Source organism: Streptomyces sp. NPDC002092 (assembly GCF_053593775.1).
On the sequence record NZ_JBSFDG010000002.1, the window covers coordinates 165,563 to 180,643 of the forward strand.

Annotated in this window: 14 protein-coding genes; 8 read left to right on the forward strand and 6 right to left on the reverse strand. The window is 69.2% G+C overall.

Annotated elements, in window-relative coordinates:
- Positions 1–167: 167 nt before the first annotated feature.
- Both ACWCRD_RS04660 and ACWCRD_RS04665 read left to right on the forward strand, forming a co-directional pair.
- Positions 168–1,619, forward strand: a complete 1,452-nt coding sequence (locus ACWCRD_RS04660; protein ID WP_450964500.1) for a DUF4041 domain-containing protein — start codon at positions 168–170, stop codon at positions 1,617–1,619.
- 31 nt (positions 1,620–1,650) lie between these two features.
- A complete protein-coding gene (locus ACWCRD_RS04665; RefSeq protein ID WP_450964501.1) occupies positions 1,651–2,544 on the forward strand; it encodes a phosphorothioated DNA-binding restriction endonuclease in 894 nt (297 codons plus the stop codon).
- 803 nt (positions 2,545–3,347) lie between these two features.
- On the opposite strand, the gene ACWCRD_RS04670 is transcribed toward ACWCRD_RS04665, so the two are convergent.
- The 3 genes from ACWCRD_RS04670 to ACWCRD_RS04680 form a co-directional block, all read right to left on the reverse strand.
- Positions 3,348–4,883: a LacI family DNA-binding transcriptional regulator gene (locus ACWCRD_RS04670; RefSeq protein ID WP_450964502.1), complete on the reverse strand. Its 1,536-nt coding sequence runs from the start codon at positions 4,881–4,883 to the stop codon at positions 3,348–3,350.
- Positions 4,884–4,915: 32 nt separating this feature from the next.
- Positions 4,916–5,290, reverse strand: coding sequence for a helix-turn-helix domain-containing protein (locus ACWCRD_RS04675; protein WP_450964503.1), 375 nt, complete (start codon positions 5,288–5,290; stop codon positions 4,916–4,918).
- A 132-nt stretch (positions 5,291–5,422) separates the two neighbouring features.
- On the reverse strand, positions 5,423–5,938 hold the full coding sequence (locus ACWCRD_RS04680) for a helix-turn-helix domain-containing protein (RefSeq protein WP_450964504.1): 516 nt from the start codon (positions 5,936–5,938) through the stop codon (positions 5,423–5,425).
- A gap of 383 nt (positions 5,939–6,321) precedes the next feature.
- Between ACWCRD_RS04680 and ACWCRD_RS04685 the strand changes: the two genes are divergently transcribed.
- The 6 genes from ACWCRD_RS04685 (at position 6,322) to ACWCRD_RS04710 (ending at position 12,460) form a co-directional block, all read left to right on the forward strand.
- Positions 6,322–7,242, forward strand: a complete 921-nt coding sequence (locus tag ACWCRD_RS04685; protein WP_450964505.1) for a hypothetical protein — start codon at positions 6,322–6,324, stop codon at positions 7,240–7,242.
- Positions 7,239–7,955, forward strand: coding sequence for an ATP-binding protein (locus tag ACWCRD_RS04690; protein WP_450964506.1), 717 nt, complete (start codon positions 7,239–7,241; stop codon positions 7,953–7,955). Before ACWCRD_RS04685 ends, ACWCRD_RS04690 begins: the two co-directional genes overlap by 4 nt.
- Positions 7,956–8,231: 276 nt before the next feature.
- Entirely contained in the window at positions 8,232–9,548 is a 1,317-nt protein-coding gene (locus ACWCRD_RS04695; RefSeq protein WP_450964507.1) for a hypothetical protein, read from the forward strand.
- A gap of 51 nt (positions 9,549–9,599) precedes the next feature.
- Complete coding sequence (locus tag ACWCRD_RS04700; RefSeq protein ID WP_450964508.1) at positions 9,600–10,052, forward strand: hypothetical protein; 453 nt, start codon at positions 9,600–9,602, stop codon at positions 10,050–10,052.
- An 82-nt stretch (positions 10,053–10,134) separates the two neighbouring features.
- Positions 10,135–10,734, forward strand: coding sequence for a MobC family plasmid mobilization relaxosome protein (locus ACWCRD_RS04705; RefSeq protein ID WP_450964939.1), 600 nt, complete (start codon positions 10,135–10,137; stop codon positions 10,732–10,734).
- Between the two features lies 1 nt (position 10,735).
- Positions 10,736–12,460, forward strand: a complete 1,725-nt coding sequence (locus ACWCRD_RS04710; protein WP_450964509.1) for a relaxase/mobilization nuclease domain-containing protein — start codon at positions 10,736–10,738, stop codon at positions 12,458–12,460.
- Positions 12,461–13,027: 567 nt separating this feature from the next.
- Here the strand turns inward: ACWCRD_RS04710 and ACWCRD_RS04715 are convergent.
- From ACWCRD_RS04715 to ACWCRD_RS04725, 3 genes are all read right to left on the reverse strand, one after another.
- A complete protein-coding gene (locus tag ACWCRD_RS04715; protein ID WP_450964510.1) occupies positions 13,028–13,726 on the reverse strand; it encodes a hypothetical protein in 699 nt (232 codons plus the stop codon).
- A 93-nt stretch (positions 13,727–13,819) separates the two neighbouring features.
- Complete coding sequence (locus ACWCRD_RS04720; RefSeq protein WP_450964511.1) at positions 13,820–14,119, reverse strand: hypothetical protein; 300 nt, start codon at positions 14,117–14,119, stop codon at positions 13,820–13,822.
- 260 nt (positions 14,120–14,379) lie between these two features.
- Positions 14,380–15,063, reverse strand: a complete 684-nt coding sequence (locus ACWCRD_RS04725; RefSeq protein WP_450964940.1) for a DUF317 domain-containing protein — start codon at positions 15,061–15,063, stop codon at positions 14,380–14,382.
- Positions 15,064–15,081 lie beyond the last annotated feature (18 nt).

The window sequence follows — 15,081 nt, forward strand, 5'->3', positions numbered from 1 at the left end:
CGCCAGGTTGGCCTGTGCCACCCGCGGGATGGATGCCGCCGCCGGACTGGCGGCCCGACCCCTCGTGGCCCCCGATGCCAGAGGGATGGCAGTTGTGGGTTCCTGAAGCCGACTCCGCCACCGCCGCGCTCGCCGTCGGTCCTGCCACAGGCTCTACGCTGCCGGCTGTGGCCACTCCCGGGAGCGCGACGGCGGTGCCGGCGCCTCGGAAGGGCGGGCTGTTCGGACGGCGTCGTGCGGATGCCGTGTCCGAGGCCGAAGAGCTACGGGCGTGGATCGCAAGGACACAGGGCCTGGATGCCGCGCAGGTTGCGGGCCTCGTACGGCAGGTCGAGGCGGAGGCCGCCGCGCTGCGTGAGAAGGCGTCCGCCGAAGCCGCCGAGGAGGCCGATGGGATCATCAGGGACGCGCGCGAGACTGCGAAGGAGATCATCGAGGACGCGCGCCGGACGGCGAAGGAGACCGAGCGAGTACGCAAGGAGGCTGACCGTCACCACCAGAACATCGTGGAGGCGGAGCGGCGGCTCGCCGAACTGCAAGGCCGCATCGTCAACGCCGACGAGACCGCCATGCTGCAGGAGGCCGGGATCTATGCCTACCGGCACGCGCTGCACGACGCGATCGCCTACCGCAGCAGACTCGACACACTGCAGAACGAGATCAAGGGGCTCGCACGTGGAGGCCGCGCCGTCCAGGCGGCCACGGACTGGACGGTCAACGGCTCCAAGCGCGAGGGCCAGAAGATGGTCCGCGACTTCTCCAAGCTCATGCTGCGCGCCTACAACGCCGAAGCCGACTACGCCGTGCGGTCCATGCGCCCACACAGGCTGAGCTCCCTCGTCGACCGGCTCTACAAGAGCCGCGAGACGATCGCGAGGCTCGGCGCCACCATGCACATCCGGATCACCGACGAGTACCACAACGCGCGCGTACGGGAGTTGGAACTCACCGCCGACTTCCTGCAGAAGAAGGAAGAGGAGAAAGAGGCCCAGCGCGAGGTGCGCGCCCGTGAGCGGGAGGAGGCAGCGGTCCAGCGGGAACTCGACCGGCAGCGCGAGAAGCTGAACAAGGAACTCGGCCACTATCAGGCGGCACTTGACCGCCTGCGCGAGCGCGGTGACGAGGCGGGCGTGGCGGAGATGCAGGCCAAATTGGCCGAGATCGAGAACGCACTGCAGGATGTCGAGTCCCGTGCAGCCAACGTCCGCGCCGGCTACGTATACGTCATCTCGAATATCGGCGCCTTCGGCGATCGCATGGTGAAGATCGGCATGACGCGTCGGCTCGAACCTCTGGAGCGCGTCTACGAGTTGAGTGGCGCGGCCGTGCCCTTCCGCTTCGACGTGCACGCGCTGATCTTCAGCAAAGACGCGGTTGGCCTGGAGACAGAACTCCACCGGCAGTTCGCCTCGAAGCGCGTCAACCAGGTCAACAGCCGGAAGGAGTTCTTCTATGCCACCCCCGCGGAAGTGCGCAACGCGCTGCAACGGTTCGCCGGACAGCATCTGATCGAGTTCACCGAGGAACCCCAGGCGCTGGAATGGCGAGCCGGCAGGCACATGGGCGAAGCCGGTGCGCCCGTCGCAGGCCCAGGAGGAGTTACAGCCCGGACAGCATGATGTACGGCGAAGCATCACTACGATCACCGTCATGGATTGGCTGGAGCGTGCCGCGAAGCTGAGGCAGTGGAGCCGGGACGGGGTGCGGGCGCCGCACAAGCCGTTGCTGCTGCTGTATGCGCTGGGCCGGTTTCAGTCGGATGCCGAGGGCGAGTTGTTCTACAGCGCTGTGGAGGCGGATCTGAAGCAACTGCTGGCGGAGTACGGTCCGTCGCGTGGGACCACGCCCGCCTATCCCTTCCACCATCTGGTCAGCGACGGGGTGTGGGAAGTGCGGACCGACCACGGCGTCGGCAGCCCGGGCACCGGGGTGCGGGAACTGCGGGCGAGCAGGGCCGCCGGGCGGCTCGCCCCTGACCTGCGGGTGGCGTTGCGGCGGGAACCGTCGCTGCTGGGCCGCATGGCAAGGGTGCTGCTGGATCTGCACTTCCCGCCGTCGCTGCACCAGGACCTGTGCGACGCGGTGGGTCTGGAACTGGAGTTGGCGGAGACGGATGCCCTGGTGGCGCCCGAGCGGCGGCAGCGGGACCGGCGGATGCGGGAGATGGTGCTGACCGCGTACGAGTACCAGTGCGCCTTCTGCGGCTACGACGGCGTGATCGGCACGGTGCCCGTCGGGCTGGAGGCCGCGCACGTGCGCTGGTGGGCGTTCGACGGCCCGGACGACGTCGACAACGGGCTGTGCCTGTGCTCGCTGCACCACAAACTCTTCGACAAGGGCGTCCTCGGCATAGGAGACGGCCACCGCATCCTGGTCTCACAGCAATTCATCGGCCGCAGCCAGGCTGCCCGCGAGCATGTCACAGCGCTCGCGGGCCGTCCGCTCATCGGCCCTCAACCCGGCACCCGGCCCATCGCGGCAGCCCACCGCTCCTGGCATACCAGCCAGGTCTTCCACGGCAGCCCACGCCCGACCGCCGCCTGATCCGGTGTTCAATGCGGGATTTCAGAGGGCTGGGCGCACCAGGCATCCCTGATCACTCCTCATGCTGCTTTCAATGCGTCCGGTGATCGTGGGGCGCAGCTTGCGTAACCGAACAAAAACGGCGCAGTAAGCCGCTGGCCAGGCGATTCGCGCTCGGCGTCGCCTACGGCGCCAGCACCGCTGTCGGTGGACTCGTGATTTGGTGGATCACTTTGTAGCACCACGCAGATCGGCAGGAGAATCCCCTCCCTTTGGACTGTGACCAGAGGGCAACGCGACGGCTGCCGCAAGTTCGCGAGAACTCGAATCAGCTCGCCGCGCAGTGCAGTCTCCTCCCTGTCCCGGGGCGCCACCGGGCACGACCAGTGGACTTGCGCGGCTAACTCCCAGCCGGTCCAAGGTCTGTTCATCCATTCACCGCGTGCTGGCGCACGCACAAAAGCAAGGATTTGACATGTCCACATCATCCGATCTCTCGGATGGCTCGCAGGCGCACGACGTGCCGTCGAGCGAGCCACGTACGCCGGAGCGCACTCCCGCGAAAAGTTCACGCACAGAGATCGCTTATGCCTGGGCCACGCTCGCACTGTCTGGGCTCTTCTGCGCCGCCGGTACCGCCCTCTGTCTGAACGGCCACGGAGATGCCGGAAACGCCCTCATCGGAGCAGGGCTCTCGGCAAGGCGTAGCAACGCCCAGAGGTAGCGCAGTTTCGCAAAGCCCCTGCCACTGGACTCACGACGTCCGGTGGCAGGGGCGAGCTTCGTGCAGTGGCGCACCATCAGCCTGCGGTATCAGCCCGGACCTACGACTCCTCCGAGGAGCTATTGGCGGGTGCTGCGCGTTCACGCAAGAGATCATTGAGCACGCGCACCGGCGACGTCGGGCACATAGCCCGTCGGGCGTTGAGCGCCGTCTCCCACTGCTCGGTCAGCCCTGCCACGAGGCGCTTGCGCATGCCAGGAGTGACGTGGGCGTAGCGCGCGGAGACGGATCCGTCGATGTGGCCCATGCGTTCGTCCATGAGGACCTTCTCGGTACCCAGGTCCTCCATGGCGGTCCGGTGGGTATGGCGCAGGCCATGGGGCGTGAGGCCCTTGGCTATCGGAACCCAGCAGACGTCGGCCCGGTCGTTCGCGCCACGCCCTCGAGCCGGGACGCCGGGCCACGGTTCGCCGAGTACTGGTACGGGGCGGGCTTCCTGCGGTGCCTTCTTCGGATACCAGCCGGAGACCGCCGGAGTGAACAGCCAGGTCGCGAAGCCGTTTCGACGCCAGTGGGCGGCGTTCTCCGAGACCGCGCCACCTCGGACGAACCCCAGGTCCGCCATGGCCTGCTCCACCCGGGCCCGCTTGGCTTCTGTGACGCGGTCGGGGTGGTTGAGGACATTGGACACCGTGCCCGTGGAGACTTCAGCGCGGCGCGCGACGTCGACGAGCTTCGCGCCCTGGTGCCCTCCGGTGCGAGCAGCGCCCTGGCCCTTGAAGACGTAGGTCTTGCCGTGGCATCGGCAAGGTGTCGGCTTTGTCCGGGCTACGTGGTTGGCCACCAGGGCGGACAGCCAGTCCGCCGAGTCGATGGTGCGGTAGCTGTCGTCCTTCGGCGGGCAGCGCACGAACTCCCCGGTGTCGAGTTCGTACAGCTGCCACTCGACGCGGACAGAGCCGGGGCGTGCGAACTCCGTCTCCAACCCGACGATTTCACCCCAGCGCATGCCGGTGTAGCCCTTGAGGACGACGGCGACGAACTCGTCGTCTCGGCCAGAGAGCAAGGCGGCACGCTCGGCGGTAAGCAGGATGCCGAGGGCGTCGGTGATGGCCTTCTCCGGGCCACGGTCGCGGGAGCGGCCGGCGCGCTTGCCGCGCCCGCGCCGCCTGGCCGCCGGGTTGGACGTGATGAGGCCCTCGTCGATCGCGTCCTCGAAGATCAGGTGGAGCGTGGAGCGCCAGGTCTTGACGCTGGAGGCCGCGTACTCGGCACGCTCCTTCTTCTCCCACAGCTCGACGTCCGTACGCAGGATGCCCGCGAGCGCCTTGTCCTCGAACTCGGGGAGCAGATGCTCCTCGATGTGGCGCTTGTAGTTCTGCATCGTCGAGGCAGCCAGGTCCTGGGCGGCGTACCAGCGGTTCGCGTACTCGCCGAAGGTCTCCTGGCCGCGCGCCGGGTCGCGCCAGTCGCCGCGCCGGTACTTGTTCTCGGCCTCGCTCGCGGCACGCTGGGCCTCGCCCTTGGTCGCGAACTTGATCGGCTTGCCGTCCTCGGCGACGACGGTGAGGTGCTTGCCGGGCGCGATCTTGTAACGGCCGCGCCAGTAGTTTCCGCGCTTCTCGCCGAATCCCATGTGCCCCTCCCTTCCTTCTCTTCGTCGTCGTGCTAGGCGGCGGTCCCGAACTGGCCCTGACGGGCTCGGCGCGGCGGCCGGGCGCGCAGCTGAGCCGTGGCAACGGCAGGCGACGGAGAAGGCTGAGGAGCGGGTGACTTGCGGGCGGGCACACTTGCCGATGGCTGTTGCGCGAGGGCAGGGCGGGCCTCGTGCATGCGGATGATCTCCGCGAGGTGTTCGCCGGTGAAGCGGTAGGCGCGGCCGACACGCGCGAAGGGGATGAGCCGGCGACGGGCGCGGTCCTTGACCCACCAGGCGGAGCAGCCGAGGACGGCGGCGACTTCCTCGGGGACGTACAGGCGCGGCAGGGCGGCCCCGGTGTGCGGCGTCGGTTCGGAGGCAGGGGGTATTGCGGGTTGGCGCAAGGAGCGAGTCCTCTTCGGGTTGTGGCAGGCGTGGGCGCGGCAACACCGGCCTGCCGGTCGATCGCTAGGGATGAGGGTGAGATGCCCGTGCTGGGGGTTTGCGTGCCCAGAGCGGGGGGTGGGAGCCGGAGGCTATGCCTCGGTGGCGGAGTTGGTGTCGCCGTGCTCGCCGGGCGGGGGCCCGTATGCCTTCATGAGGTGCTTGTTGGCTTCCTCCGCGATGGCGTTGGAGACCATGACGTCGGCCTCGTCACGGATGTCGGGGTGCTCGGCGAGGTAGGCGTCGAGAGCGTCGCGCGCCTCGGTGAAGGCCGTGTTGGCGCGCTGGGTGGCACGGAACGCGTCCACGACCTCGTCGATGAGTTCCATGGCGCGGGCCTTGGCCGCCAGCTGAGGTGGCCCGACGAGGTTGCGCAGGTCGATGCCGAAGACCTCGGCGAAGCCGATGGCGTCGTCGAGGTTGATGCGGCGCTTCCCGTTTTCGATCCGCCAGACCGCGGACGGGTTCATCTCGAAGCCGGCCTCGTTGAGCCGGTCGGATAGCGCGTTGGTGCTCCAGCCGCGAGCCTCGCGCTCCACCCTGATGCGGGTCGCGACGTTCGCCTCGCCGCTGAGCAGGACGCCCTCGGGCGGTTCTTCCTCCGCCACCGCTCCCCTTCCGTTCGTAGCGATGCACTGCGGTTTGCAGCACAGCGTAAACAGTAGCATTCTTACTGCGAGATGCAAAACACTTCTGCGATCTGCAATTCATGTGGCATGATGGTGGTACCCACCCCACCGCCCACAGGAGCCTGCACGACCGGACGTCACATGAAAGAAGCCCCCGGCGATGCCGGGGGCTCAAGCGCAAACCTCTCAACCGCCATCCCTAGCGATCGACCCGCGGAGTCCGGGATTGCCGTCCCATATGGCCCGCGAGCAGAGGAGCTGATGCTCAGTATGGCCGATGCCCACCTGATAACGCCATCCCCGCACGTCACCGTCCATCCATCCCCCACCGCGCTGTCGGCGGCGAAGGCGGGGCGATAGACATGGCACGGATACGCACCATCAAGCCGGAAGCTTTCATCTCCGAGTCGCTGGCCGAGGTCTCGATCTCCGCGGAACGGACATTCTTCGGGCTCCTCACCCAGGCCGACGACCACGGCCGCTGCCGCGACCAGGCCGCCGTCATCGCCGGTGCCCTGTGGGCGCTGCGCCCCGAGCACGGCCCGCTGGCGGTCGAGGACGACCTCACCCAGCTCGACACGGCTGGTCTGATCTGCCGCTACGAAGGCGATGACGGCAAGAACTACCTGCACATCGTCACCTGGGCCAAGCACCAGAAGATCAACCGGCCCAGCGGCAGCCGCTTCCCAGCGTGCCCGCATCACGAGGGCGGGCGACTCGCGCAGCCCCCCGGGGGCCATCACGGAGGACTCACGGAAGCTTCGGTGAGCCCTCCCGGAGTCCTCGCCGAGGACTCGCGCACTCTGCGGGAACCTTCGATGAAGAGCGAAGAACCCGCAGATCAGGAGCGTTTCAGTGAGGCATCACGGAGGATTCCGGGAGGGCTCACGGAGGACTCGGTGAACCCTCACCGTCCGGATCTAGGACCTAGGATCCTGGATCTAGGATCACCTCCGGTGGGGGGCGCGAGCGCCCGCGCGCCCGAGACCCTCTCGGCCAAGACGCTCATCGCCGAATACGCCGCCGCATGCGCCAACCGGCCTCCCGCCGGCTTCCTCGGCCATCTCGGCAAGGAGACCGCCAAGCTGCTCGCCGAGGGCATCGACGCGGCGTACGTGCGCACCGGGCTCGAGCGGCTGCACGCCAAGGGCCTGCACCCCAGCGTGCTGCCGACCCTGGTCAACGAGGCCATGAACCCGCCCACGCCGAGTGGCACGCCCACAGGGCACCGGGCATGGACCAACCCGGTCGACGTGCAGGCCGCGTACGGGGGTGAGCTGTGACCACGGCAACCGCTGCCCGCGAGCCACGCCAGCTCGGCGGCGCCGTGGCCAAGCTGGAGGCGATCCTCGCCGCCCGCGACATCGACCCGACCACCGTGGTCGACGCCGCGCCGTCGCCGGAACCGGTGACCGCACTGGAGCTGGCCGCCGCCCGCATCCCACGCCGCTACCGCGGCGCCCTGGCCACCCACGCCGACGTATCGGCCTGGGTCGAGGAGATCGCGGCTGCCGGACGACCGGGGCCGGGCGGCGCACCGGGCATCGCCTATGGTCCCTCGCTGCTGATCGCGGGCCCGACCGGCACCGGCAAGACCTACCAGGCGTACGGCGCCATTCGCTCGCTGCTCGGCGCCGGGGTCCGGCTGCGCTGGGAGGCCATCACCACTGCCGAACTGCATGCCACCCTGCGCCCCCGCCAGGGCCACGACGGCGAACGCCGCTTCCAGGAACTGGCCCGCAGCCCGCTGCTGCTCCTCGACGACCTCGGCGCCGCCAAGACGTCGGAGTGGACCGAGGAACTGACCTACCGGCTCATCGACCACCGGTACGTCCACGAGCTGCCCACGCTCATCACCACTAACCTCCCCATCGCCGACCTGCGCACCGCCGTCGGCGACCGCGTCGCCTCCCGCCTCGCCGAGATGACCCGCCGCGTCATCCTCGACGGCCCCGACCGCAGGCGCAGCACGGCCACTGGCCCGGACGGGTATTAACAGGCCCTCGCGCCCCGGCGCCACCTGCCCCGCCTCGTCGACAGCACCTGGCCGCCCAGGGCCGGAGACGCCGCCGGAGGAGCAGGGGGCCGGCCGGCAACAGGCCCGCGGCTACGCGTCCACCCTCCATCTCACCGCCGTCGGCCAAACCCTCGCCGTCCCGCGCGAAGCGTTCACGCGACCGTACGCGCGCACCCTGCACCCGAACGCTGCAGGGAACCGCTCACAGCGCCCTCACCCCCACAAGCCCCACTTCCCTGCCCTGGAGCCCGCCCCTTGCACTCCCCTGCCCCGATAGCCCAAACCGCCCAGAGCGTCAGCATCCCGCTCCTCCCGGGCTGGGCCACCTCACCCGCACTGACAGCGGTGCTGGTCGCGCTGCTGGTACTGCTCGCCCTGTTCGCCGCGTGGATGGCTCACCGGCAGCGCCGCCAGCCGCCCGCCCGCAGCCGGTGGCGCTCAACCGTCGCCGTGCGGGTTGCTGCCGTGGCCGCGATCGGCTGCACCGCGTACAGCGCGGACACCAGTTGGCGGTTCGCCGCCGACTACCTGGACATAGTCAGCACCGTCGAGCGCACCTTCATGTTCGCCACCGCTGAACTGGCCTTGTTCGCAATGGCCTTGATGGCACGCCAGAACCTGAAGGGCCCCAGGCAGGCGCCGGGACCGCCTGGCGTCCTGGTATGGGTGATCACCGGAGGCCAGATCATCCCCGCCTACGCCGAGTCCGGTCCCGTCGGCGGCACGGTCCGCGCCCTGATCGGCCCGGTCATGGCCGCAGTCCTCTGGCACCTGGCCATGGGAATCGAGCTACGCAACCACACCCCCGAGGCCGCCTCACGCAGCCTGCTCGCGATCCTCGGCCGGCAGGCACGCGAGCGGCTCCTGGCGCGCCTGGGCATCCACGACCAGGACGCCGATGCCGCACGACTCATCCGCGAGCGGGCCCTGAGCCGGGCCGTCACGTTGATCCTCCGCATCGAAGCGATGCCCGAGAAGAAGCGCAACAAGGGGTGTGGCCGGCGTGCGACTCGGCGCCTGCACGAAGCGCTGGAGAGGGCCGACGTCGACGTTGATCTCCGCCAGGACGAGCTGCTGCTGCGGAAGCTCGGGACCCGGCAGCAGGCCACACGGTTGGCCTCGCTCCCGCTGCCCGCGCGGTGGGAGACGCCCGGATACCGAGTCAGCCAGCCCCGCGCTGGCGCGGCGAAGCGGGCAAGGCCCGAGCGCCCCGAGGCCGTACCGAATCCGGGCGACGAAGGTGTAGACCGGTCGGACCGCCCGGAATCCATCGTCCGCCCTCAACCCGCTACAGATGCAGCCGCGGAGGTGAGTACGGGCACAGACGCGGGTTCCGATCCGGGCGAGAAGCCGGAGCCGAAGCGCCCCGGTCGCAAGCCCGACCTGTCGCGGGATGCCCTCATCGCGTACGCGGAGGGCATCTACCGCGAGACGGGTCGCCTCTCGCGTGACTCCCTCAAGGCAGCCGTCCGCGCCGACGGCCACCAGGTCGGCACCGACCTCGCCCAGAGCATCGTCAACGCGGTCAAGGCCGAGCACCAGCCCCCCGCCCGTACCGGCCACCCCCACTGAACTCTCTCCCCCCGCACCTCTAACCACCCACCGCTGAAAGGCCCGCCTGCCATGCCCCGCTCGACCACGCCCGCCTGGGACTGCCACGACTGGTCCTGGTCCTGCCCCATCTGCACCGCGCCTGGGCGCGACGAGATGACCCTGCTGCGCTGCGCCATCCTCACTCTGCTGGAACACGGACGATGGATGGCCCAGGACGAGATCTCCCTTCCCGACATCCTCTCTGCCGGGGGCGACTACCTGAGCCGACTCAGGATCGGCCCCCTGGGTCAGATCAATGACGACACCCCGGTGCCCGCCACCGAGCAGTGGGCTTGGCTCGAGGCCGAGCTGCGCCTGGTTGTCGCCCGCGCCGCCGGACTGGACGCCGTCAGCACCCTCGACCCGCGCATCGACGGCGTCCTGGCCTCCGCGGCTCGCCTCCCGGAGCGGCGCCTGGTGGATCTGCTCGACCTCGCAGCCGAGCAGTTCGCCGAGCTCAACACGCAACCGCGCACCGCCTGAACCCACCACCCCCGCAACCCCGACACAAGGACATCTCGTCGTGCGCGACCACTACCCCGAACTCCCCATCTCCCAAGAGCAGATGATCACCACTCCCGTCACACGCGCAGCAAGCAATGGCGATGGACCGTCCACAGGCCGGTCCATCGCGGACTCCTCCGCCCCGGGGGTGGCGGAGGAGCTGCTCCGGCGCGAGGGCGCGCCGGAGCAGGAGCAGGCAGGTGCCGGTGAGCAGCCGGCCACTCCTGCTGTGGGGGTCAAGAAGCGCTCGCCGCACCGTCGCGCAAACCTCGACTCACAGCGAAAAAAGGGTGTCACTGTGCGCTTCTCCCCGGATGAGAAGCACCGTGTCCAGTCAGCAGCGAATGACGAGCACGTGACCATGGCACACTTCATCGCCGATGCCACCATGGCCCGCGTCCGCGGTGACATCACCGTCGCCGCCCTGCGCACGCCCTACGACGATGCGATCGACGAGCTGGCCGCCCTGCGCACCCAGATCGCCCGGATGGGCAACAACGTCAACCAGATCGCCCACCGCCTCAACACCGACGGCGATCCCCACCGTGTGGACGCTGCGATCCTCCAGCGGGCGGAGCGCCTGCTCGCCACCGCCCACGACACGGTCCGGGCGATCGACGACGCCGCCTTCCGGGCAGCCGAGCAGAAGGCGGCGGCCTGACGTGATCGCGAACATCGTCAAGCCGGGCAGCAACACGTACGGCGTGCTGGCCTACCTCTTCGACAAGGGCCGCGCCAACGAGCACACCAACCAGCACATCGTCGCCTCCTGGGACGACTTCATCCCCGACCCCGGCCCCTACGACAGCCCCGGCCACGAGCAACGCCTCGGCCAGCTCACCAAGGCCCTGGATCTGCGGGTCAAGCAGGCCGGCGACAAGGCTCCGGACGGGCATGTGTGGCACTGCTCGGTGCGTGCCGCACCCCAGGACCGCGCCCTGACCGACGCCGAGTGGGCGACGATCGCCCGCCGCATGCTCCACGCGACCGGCATCGCGCCCGAGGGTGATCCGGACGGTTGCCGCTGGGTCGCCGTGCGCCATGCGGACGATCACATCCACATCGTCGCCACCAAGGTCCGCGGTGACCTGCGTCCGCCGCGAAACTGGAACGACTACCACCGCGCCATGATCGAACTCACTGCGATCGAGAAGGACTTCGGACTCACCCAGGTACCTCGTGGACCCGAAGCCGCCGTCGGCACCCCGGCCGCGAAGCGCCCCACCCGCGCCGAGCAGGAGAAGGCCAAGCGGCAAGGCAGTGGCATGACGACGCGCGAGCGGCTGCGGCACACCGTGCGTGCCGCGCTCTCCCACGCTCAGGACCTGGACGACTTCTTCAACCTGCTCGCCGACGCCGGCCTCCAGGTCGAAACCCGCGCCCTGCCCTCCGGTGACCTCCAGGGCTACAAGGTTGCCCTGCCCGGCGACACCAACAGTGAGGGCGAGCCCGTCTGGTACTCCGGCTCCAAACTCGCGACCGACCTCTCCCTCCCCCAGATCCGACAGCGCCTGGCCGCCACCGAAGCGCCCACCGCCACCGCAGACTCACCGGCCAGGAATCGCCGCCCCAACGCATGGCACCAGGCCACCGCCGCCGCGGAGCGCATCCCGCACCACCTCGACCACGCCGACGAGGACATCGCCCAGGCCCACCTGACGGTCTTCGGCGAAGTCCTCTACGCCCTGCCCGCCCACGCCCCCGCCCACCTGAAGGCCGAACTCCAACGGGCCGCACTCGCCTTCGAACACGCCGCTCACACCCGTGCCCAGGTCGACCACCAGCACGCTCGCGCCCTGCGTAGCGCTCTGAAGGGCATGCGCGACCAGCCCGCCGACCACACCGCCCTGGCCATGCTCCTGGACGCCGCCATCCTCGTCGTCCTCGCCACCCAGCGCCGCAGCACCCTGCGCCACCACGACCGGCAGGTGGCCGCCGCCCGCCAGTCGCTCATCCATCTCCAGGCCGCCTACGACCAGATCGCGCCCATCAGCCTCGCCGCACTCGCCCGGCACCGCCCCACCGACGGAACCGTCCACCAGCACGTCCGCACCCTGCACGAGGTCCTGCCCGCCCACGCCGAGCAGATCCTCACCGAGAACGCCTGGCCCGCCCTCACCACCGCCCTCGCCGCCGCCGAAGCCGTCGGCCACGACCCCGCCACCGTCCTCCAACAAGCCGCCCAGCAACGCCCTTTGGACGACGCCAAGTCGATCTCCGAAGTCCTCGTCTGGCGCATCCAACGCCTCAGTGAGCGGCACACCCCCGGTCCGGGTGCACGAGCCGCGCAGGCCCACAGCGCTCGTGCTCAGGCCGCCTCACAGACCGGCGCCGGGATCCCGAAGGCGTACACGCCGCCGTCATCCCACACAGGCCGGTCCCGGTAGGAGGGCGACGGATCGTAGCCGTACACCCCCGGTTACCGAAACCGGGGATTCTCCGGACCCTTTGTATGGCCCACCCCCACCAACCGCTGACAAGGAGCACCCCGCATTCCCACCAAAGAACCCCTCCCCCAAGTCGTCATCCTGCTGTGCGACCTGTACCAGGACTACGGCTCTGGTGACTGGTTCCACCACGACGGAAGGCCCATCACCGAGGAGGAATACAACATCGCTCACGAGGCCACACTCGAAGAGATCCGTGAGGCTGACGCGCAGACATTTCGCTACTACAAGTACCGGCTCAGGTGGCTCGAAGCACCCGAGGTTCTAGACCGGTTCCTCGAACCGTTCCTGGACCAGCTCGACGAGAAGTCCTTCGGTCACGCCATCGACATCATGAACGCGGACGAGCGAGCAAAGTTCCAGCAACTGGTCGACGCCGTGCTTGAACCGCTGCGCGCATTCACCCCGTACACCTTCTGACAGACAGCGGCACAGTCCGCACACCGATATGACGAAGGGGCGGTGGCAAGGATGCATCCCTGCCACCGCCCCTTCGCACTGCCGAGGTCAGCGCCCGCGTTGCCCCTTGTCCATGGCCTTCGCCAGGTGCGCGTCGACCAAGCCAGGGCTTCCCGAGACGACCACCAGGACGTTGCCTGTGCGGACAGCCGTCTGCTTGACGACGCTGCGCTGCCCGCCAACGGAGTAGGCGAGCAGCTGGCTCCACTGCTCGTCGCCCAACCGGGCGACGAGCACCTTCTGAGTTGTGACCGTGACGGGTGTACCGCCGGCGAGGACCTGGTAGGTGGGGCAGGAGGTCATCGCCTCGAAGATCCGGCCCACGCCCCGCGAGAGCTTGCCCTCGGCGTCGCTGTACAGCTCCTCTTCCACCTCGGAGCCGCTGCCGCCCGCATAGGTGAAGGACGCCTTCGCCTCATGCGGGAAGTCGAAGCTGCCACCGACTGCGGCCTCGCTGCCGAGCTTCTCCAGCGCAGGGCAGCCGAGCACGGTCACGTCGTTGTGCTGCGCGGGGCGCTGCGGCGCGCGGGTGTAGCCCTCGCCCAGGTCACTCTCGTCCAGGAGCCGCTTGGCCAGCGCCGCCGAGGACAGCGGAGCGGACGCCGGGGCCGTCTCACCGTCCGGGCGTGCCGAGACGGTCGTCGAGGAGGTCGGGTCGATGGAGTCAGGGATGCCGGTCGAACAGCCCGCCAGGGCCAGGACGGTGAGGGCACTCAGGCTGAGGGCGGTCGTGGTGCGAAGGCGCATGCGAAACCCCTATGTGGCTGCGGAGCTGACGGTCTGACCAGGCCGGCCCCCGGCGCCGGCGGTCTGTAGGGGTAGGGGCGAGGGGTTTCGAGATCAGTGGCCGAGGTGGCGCATCCCGTCCTCAAGGGTGGGGTGCCAGCGGTCGACCGGACCGGAGTTGCGGTTGTACCAGGCAGCGTCCAGACGAGGCTCTTGAACCTGGTGGCCGGCCCGGCAGCGCAGCCACACCGAGTCGTCGCGCAGGCAGAAGACGATCCAGTCCCGGTACACGCCGCACTCGGGGCAGGTACGGACCTCACCGTCGATCACAAGCGGCTGCTCCCAGCGCATCATCAGCCCTTCCACCTCCTGGCGCGGGGGAACCCGCAGGTCCGGCGGAAGGAAGTCAGGCACCGGCGCCTCTGATGCGGCCGTTGCCACCGCACCAGAGGTGTGGTCCGGCAGGGGCCACTCCGCATGCATCTGCTGCAGGAGCGCGTAACCCGCGCGCTGGGCTTCACGGAACGCACGGTCCGCGCGAGCGCGTCGAAACAACAAGATCCTCTTCCTCTCTGTCGACTGGCGGGCGCAGGGCACGCCCCTCATACGTTTCAGCTTCAAGTCACGGAAATCAGCGACCAGCAGCACCACAGACGGCGTCTGGAGACAGGTCGTCAGCGGCGTCGGACGGTGAGCCGTCCCTCGGCGCTCTTGGGCAGCGTGCGGCGGGCCACCGGGAACGGCGAGGCAAGCGAGGAGGCGAACGCGGCGACCAGGTCATGCGGGACGCTGGCGCTGAAGCTGGCGCACCACAGATACGGAGCGCCGACGACGGGCTCCGCCCATACCTGCCAGCCCACCAGACCGGGGCGCGGGTCGGAGTCCTCGATGAGCGGCGGCACCATCTCCAGGGAGACGCAGGTGGAAAGCCCGGGATCCATGGCGGTGGTACCGGGACGGTCCACGTCGCGGATCCAGCCCCGGCCGCTGAGCGCGTCGAGGACCGTCGTCGGCCCCGCGAAACCAACGTCGGGCGCCTCGCATGCGTCGATCGCAATGAGGAGATCGGCAAGCGCCTCGTACGGGACGTCGGCGGTGAAGTACGCGTTCCACTCCGTCATCGCGGCAGTGGCATACGGGCGGGCGCTCAGCTGCCAGGCAACCGGTAGACCACCCAACTCGAACGGATAGGCCGCGAGAATCCACTCGGCGCCGCACAACCCGTCCGGGCTCACATACAGAAGCGTGTGGCGGGAGGTGGGCCACATACGCCAGCCGAGGCTGGCCAAGGTGCTACCAATCTGCTCGGCAAGCACACCGTCACCACCCGCCAGATGGAGCGGGGTGACCCAATACACGGGGTCCGGCGAGTCGGG

Coding starts and splice junctions, on each gene's coding strand:
- ACWCRD_RS04665 (WP_450964501.1), top strand. CDS start 1,651: ATGGATTGGCTGGAGCGTGCCGCGAAGCTGAGGCAGTGGAGCCGGGAC.
- ACWCRD_RS04670 (WP_450964502.1), bottom strand. CDS start 4,883: ATGGGATTCGGCGAGAAGCGCGGAAACTACTGGCGCGGCCGTTACAAG.
- ACWCRD_RS04685 (WP_450964505.1), top strand. CDS start 6,322: ATGGCACGGATACGCACCATCAAGCCGGAAGCTTTCATCTCCGAGTCG.
- ACWCRD_RS04700 (WP_450964508.1), top strand. CDS start 9,600: ATGCCCCGCTCGACCACGCCCGCCTGGGACTGCCACGACTGGTCCTGG.
- ACWCRD_RS04705 (WP_450964939.1), top strand. CDS start 10,135: ATGATCACCACTCCCGTCACACGCGCAGCAAGCAATGGCGATGGACCG.
- ACWCRD_RS04715 (WP_450964510.1), bottom strand. CDS start 13,726: ATGCGCCTTCGCACCACGACCGCCCTCAGCCTGAGTGCCCTCACCGTC.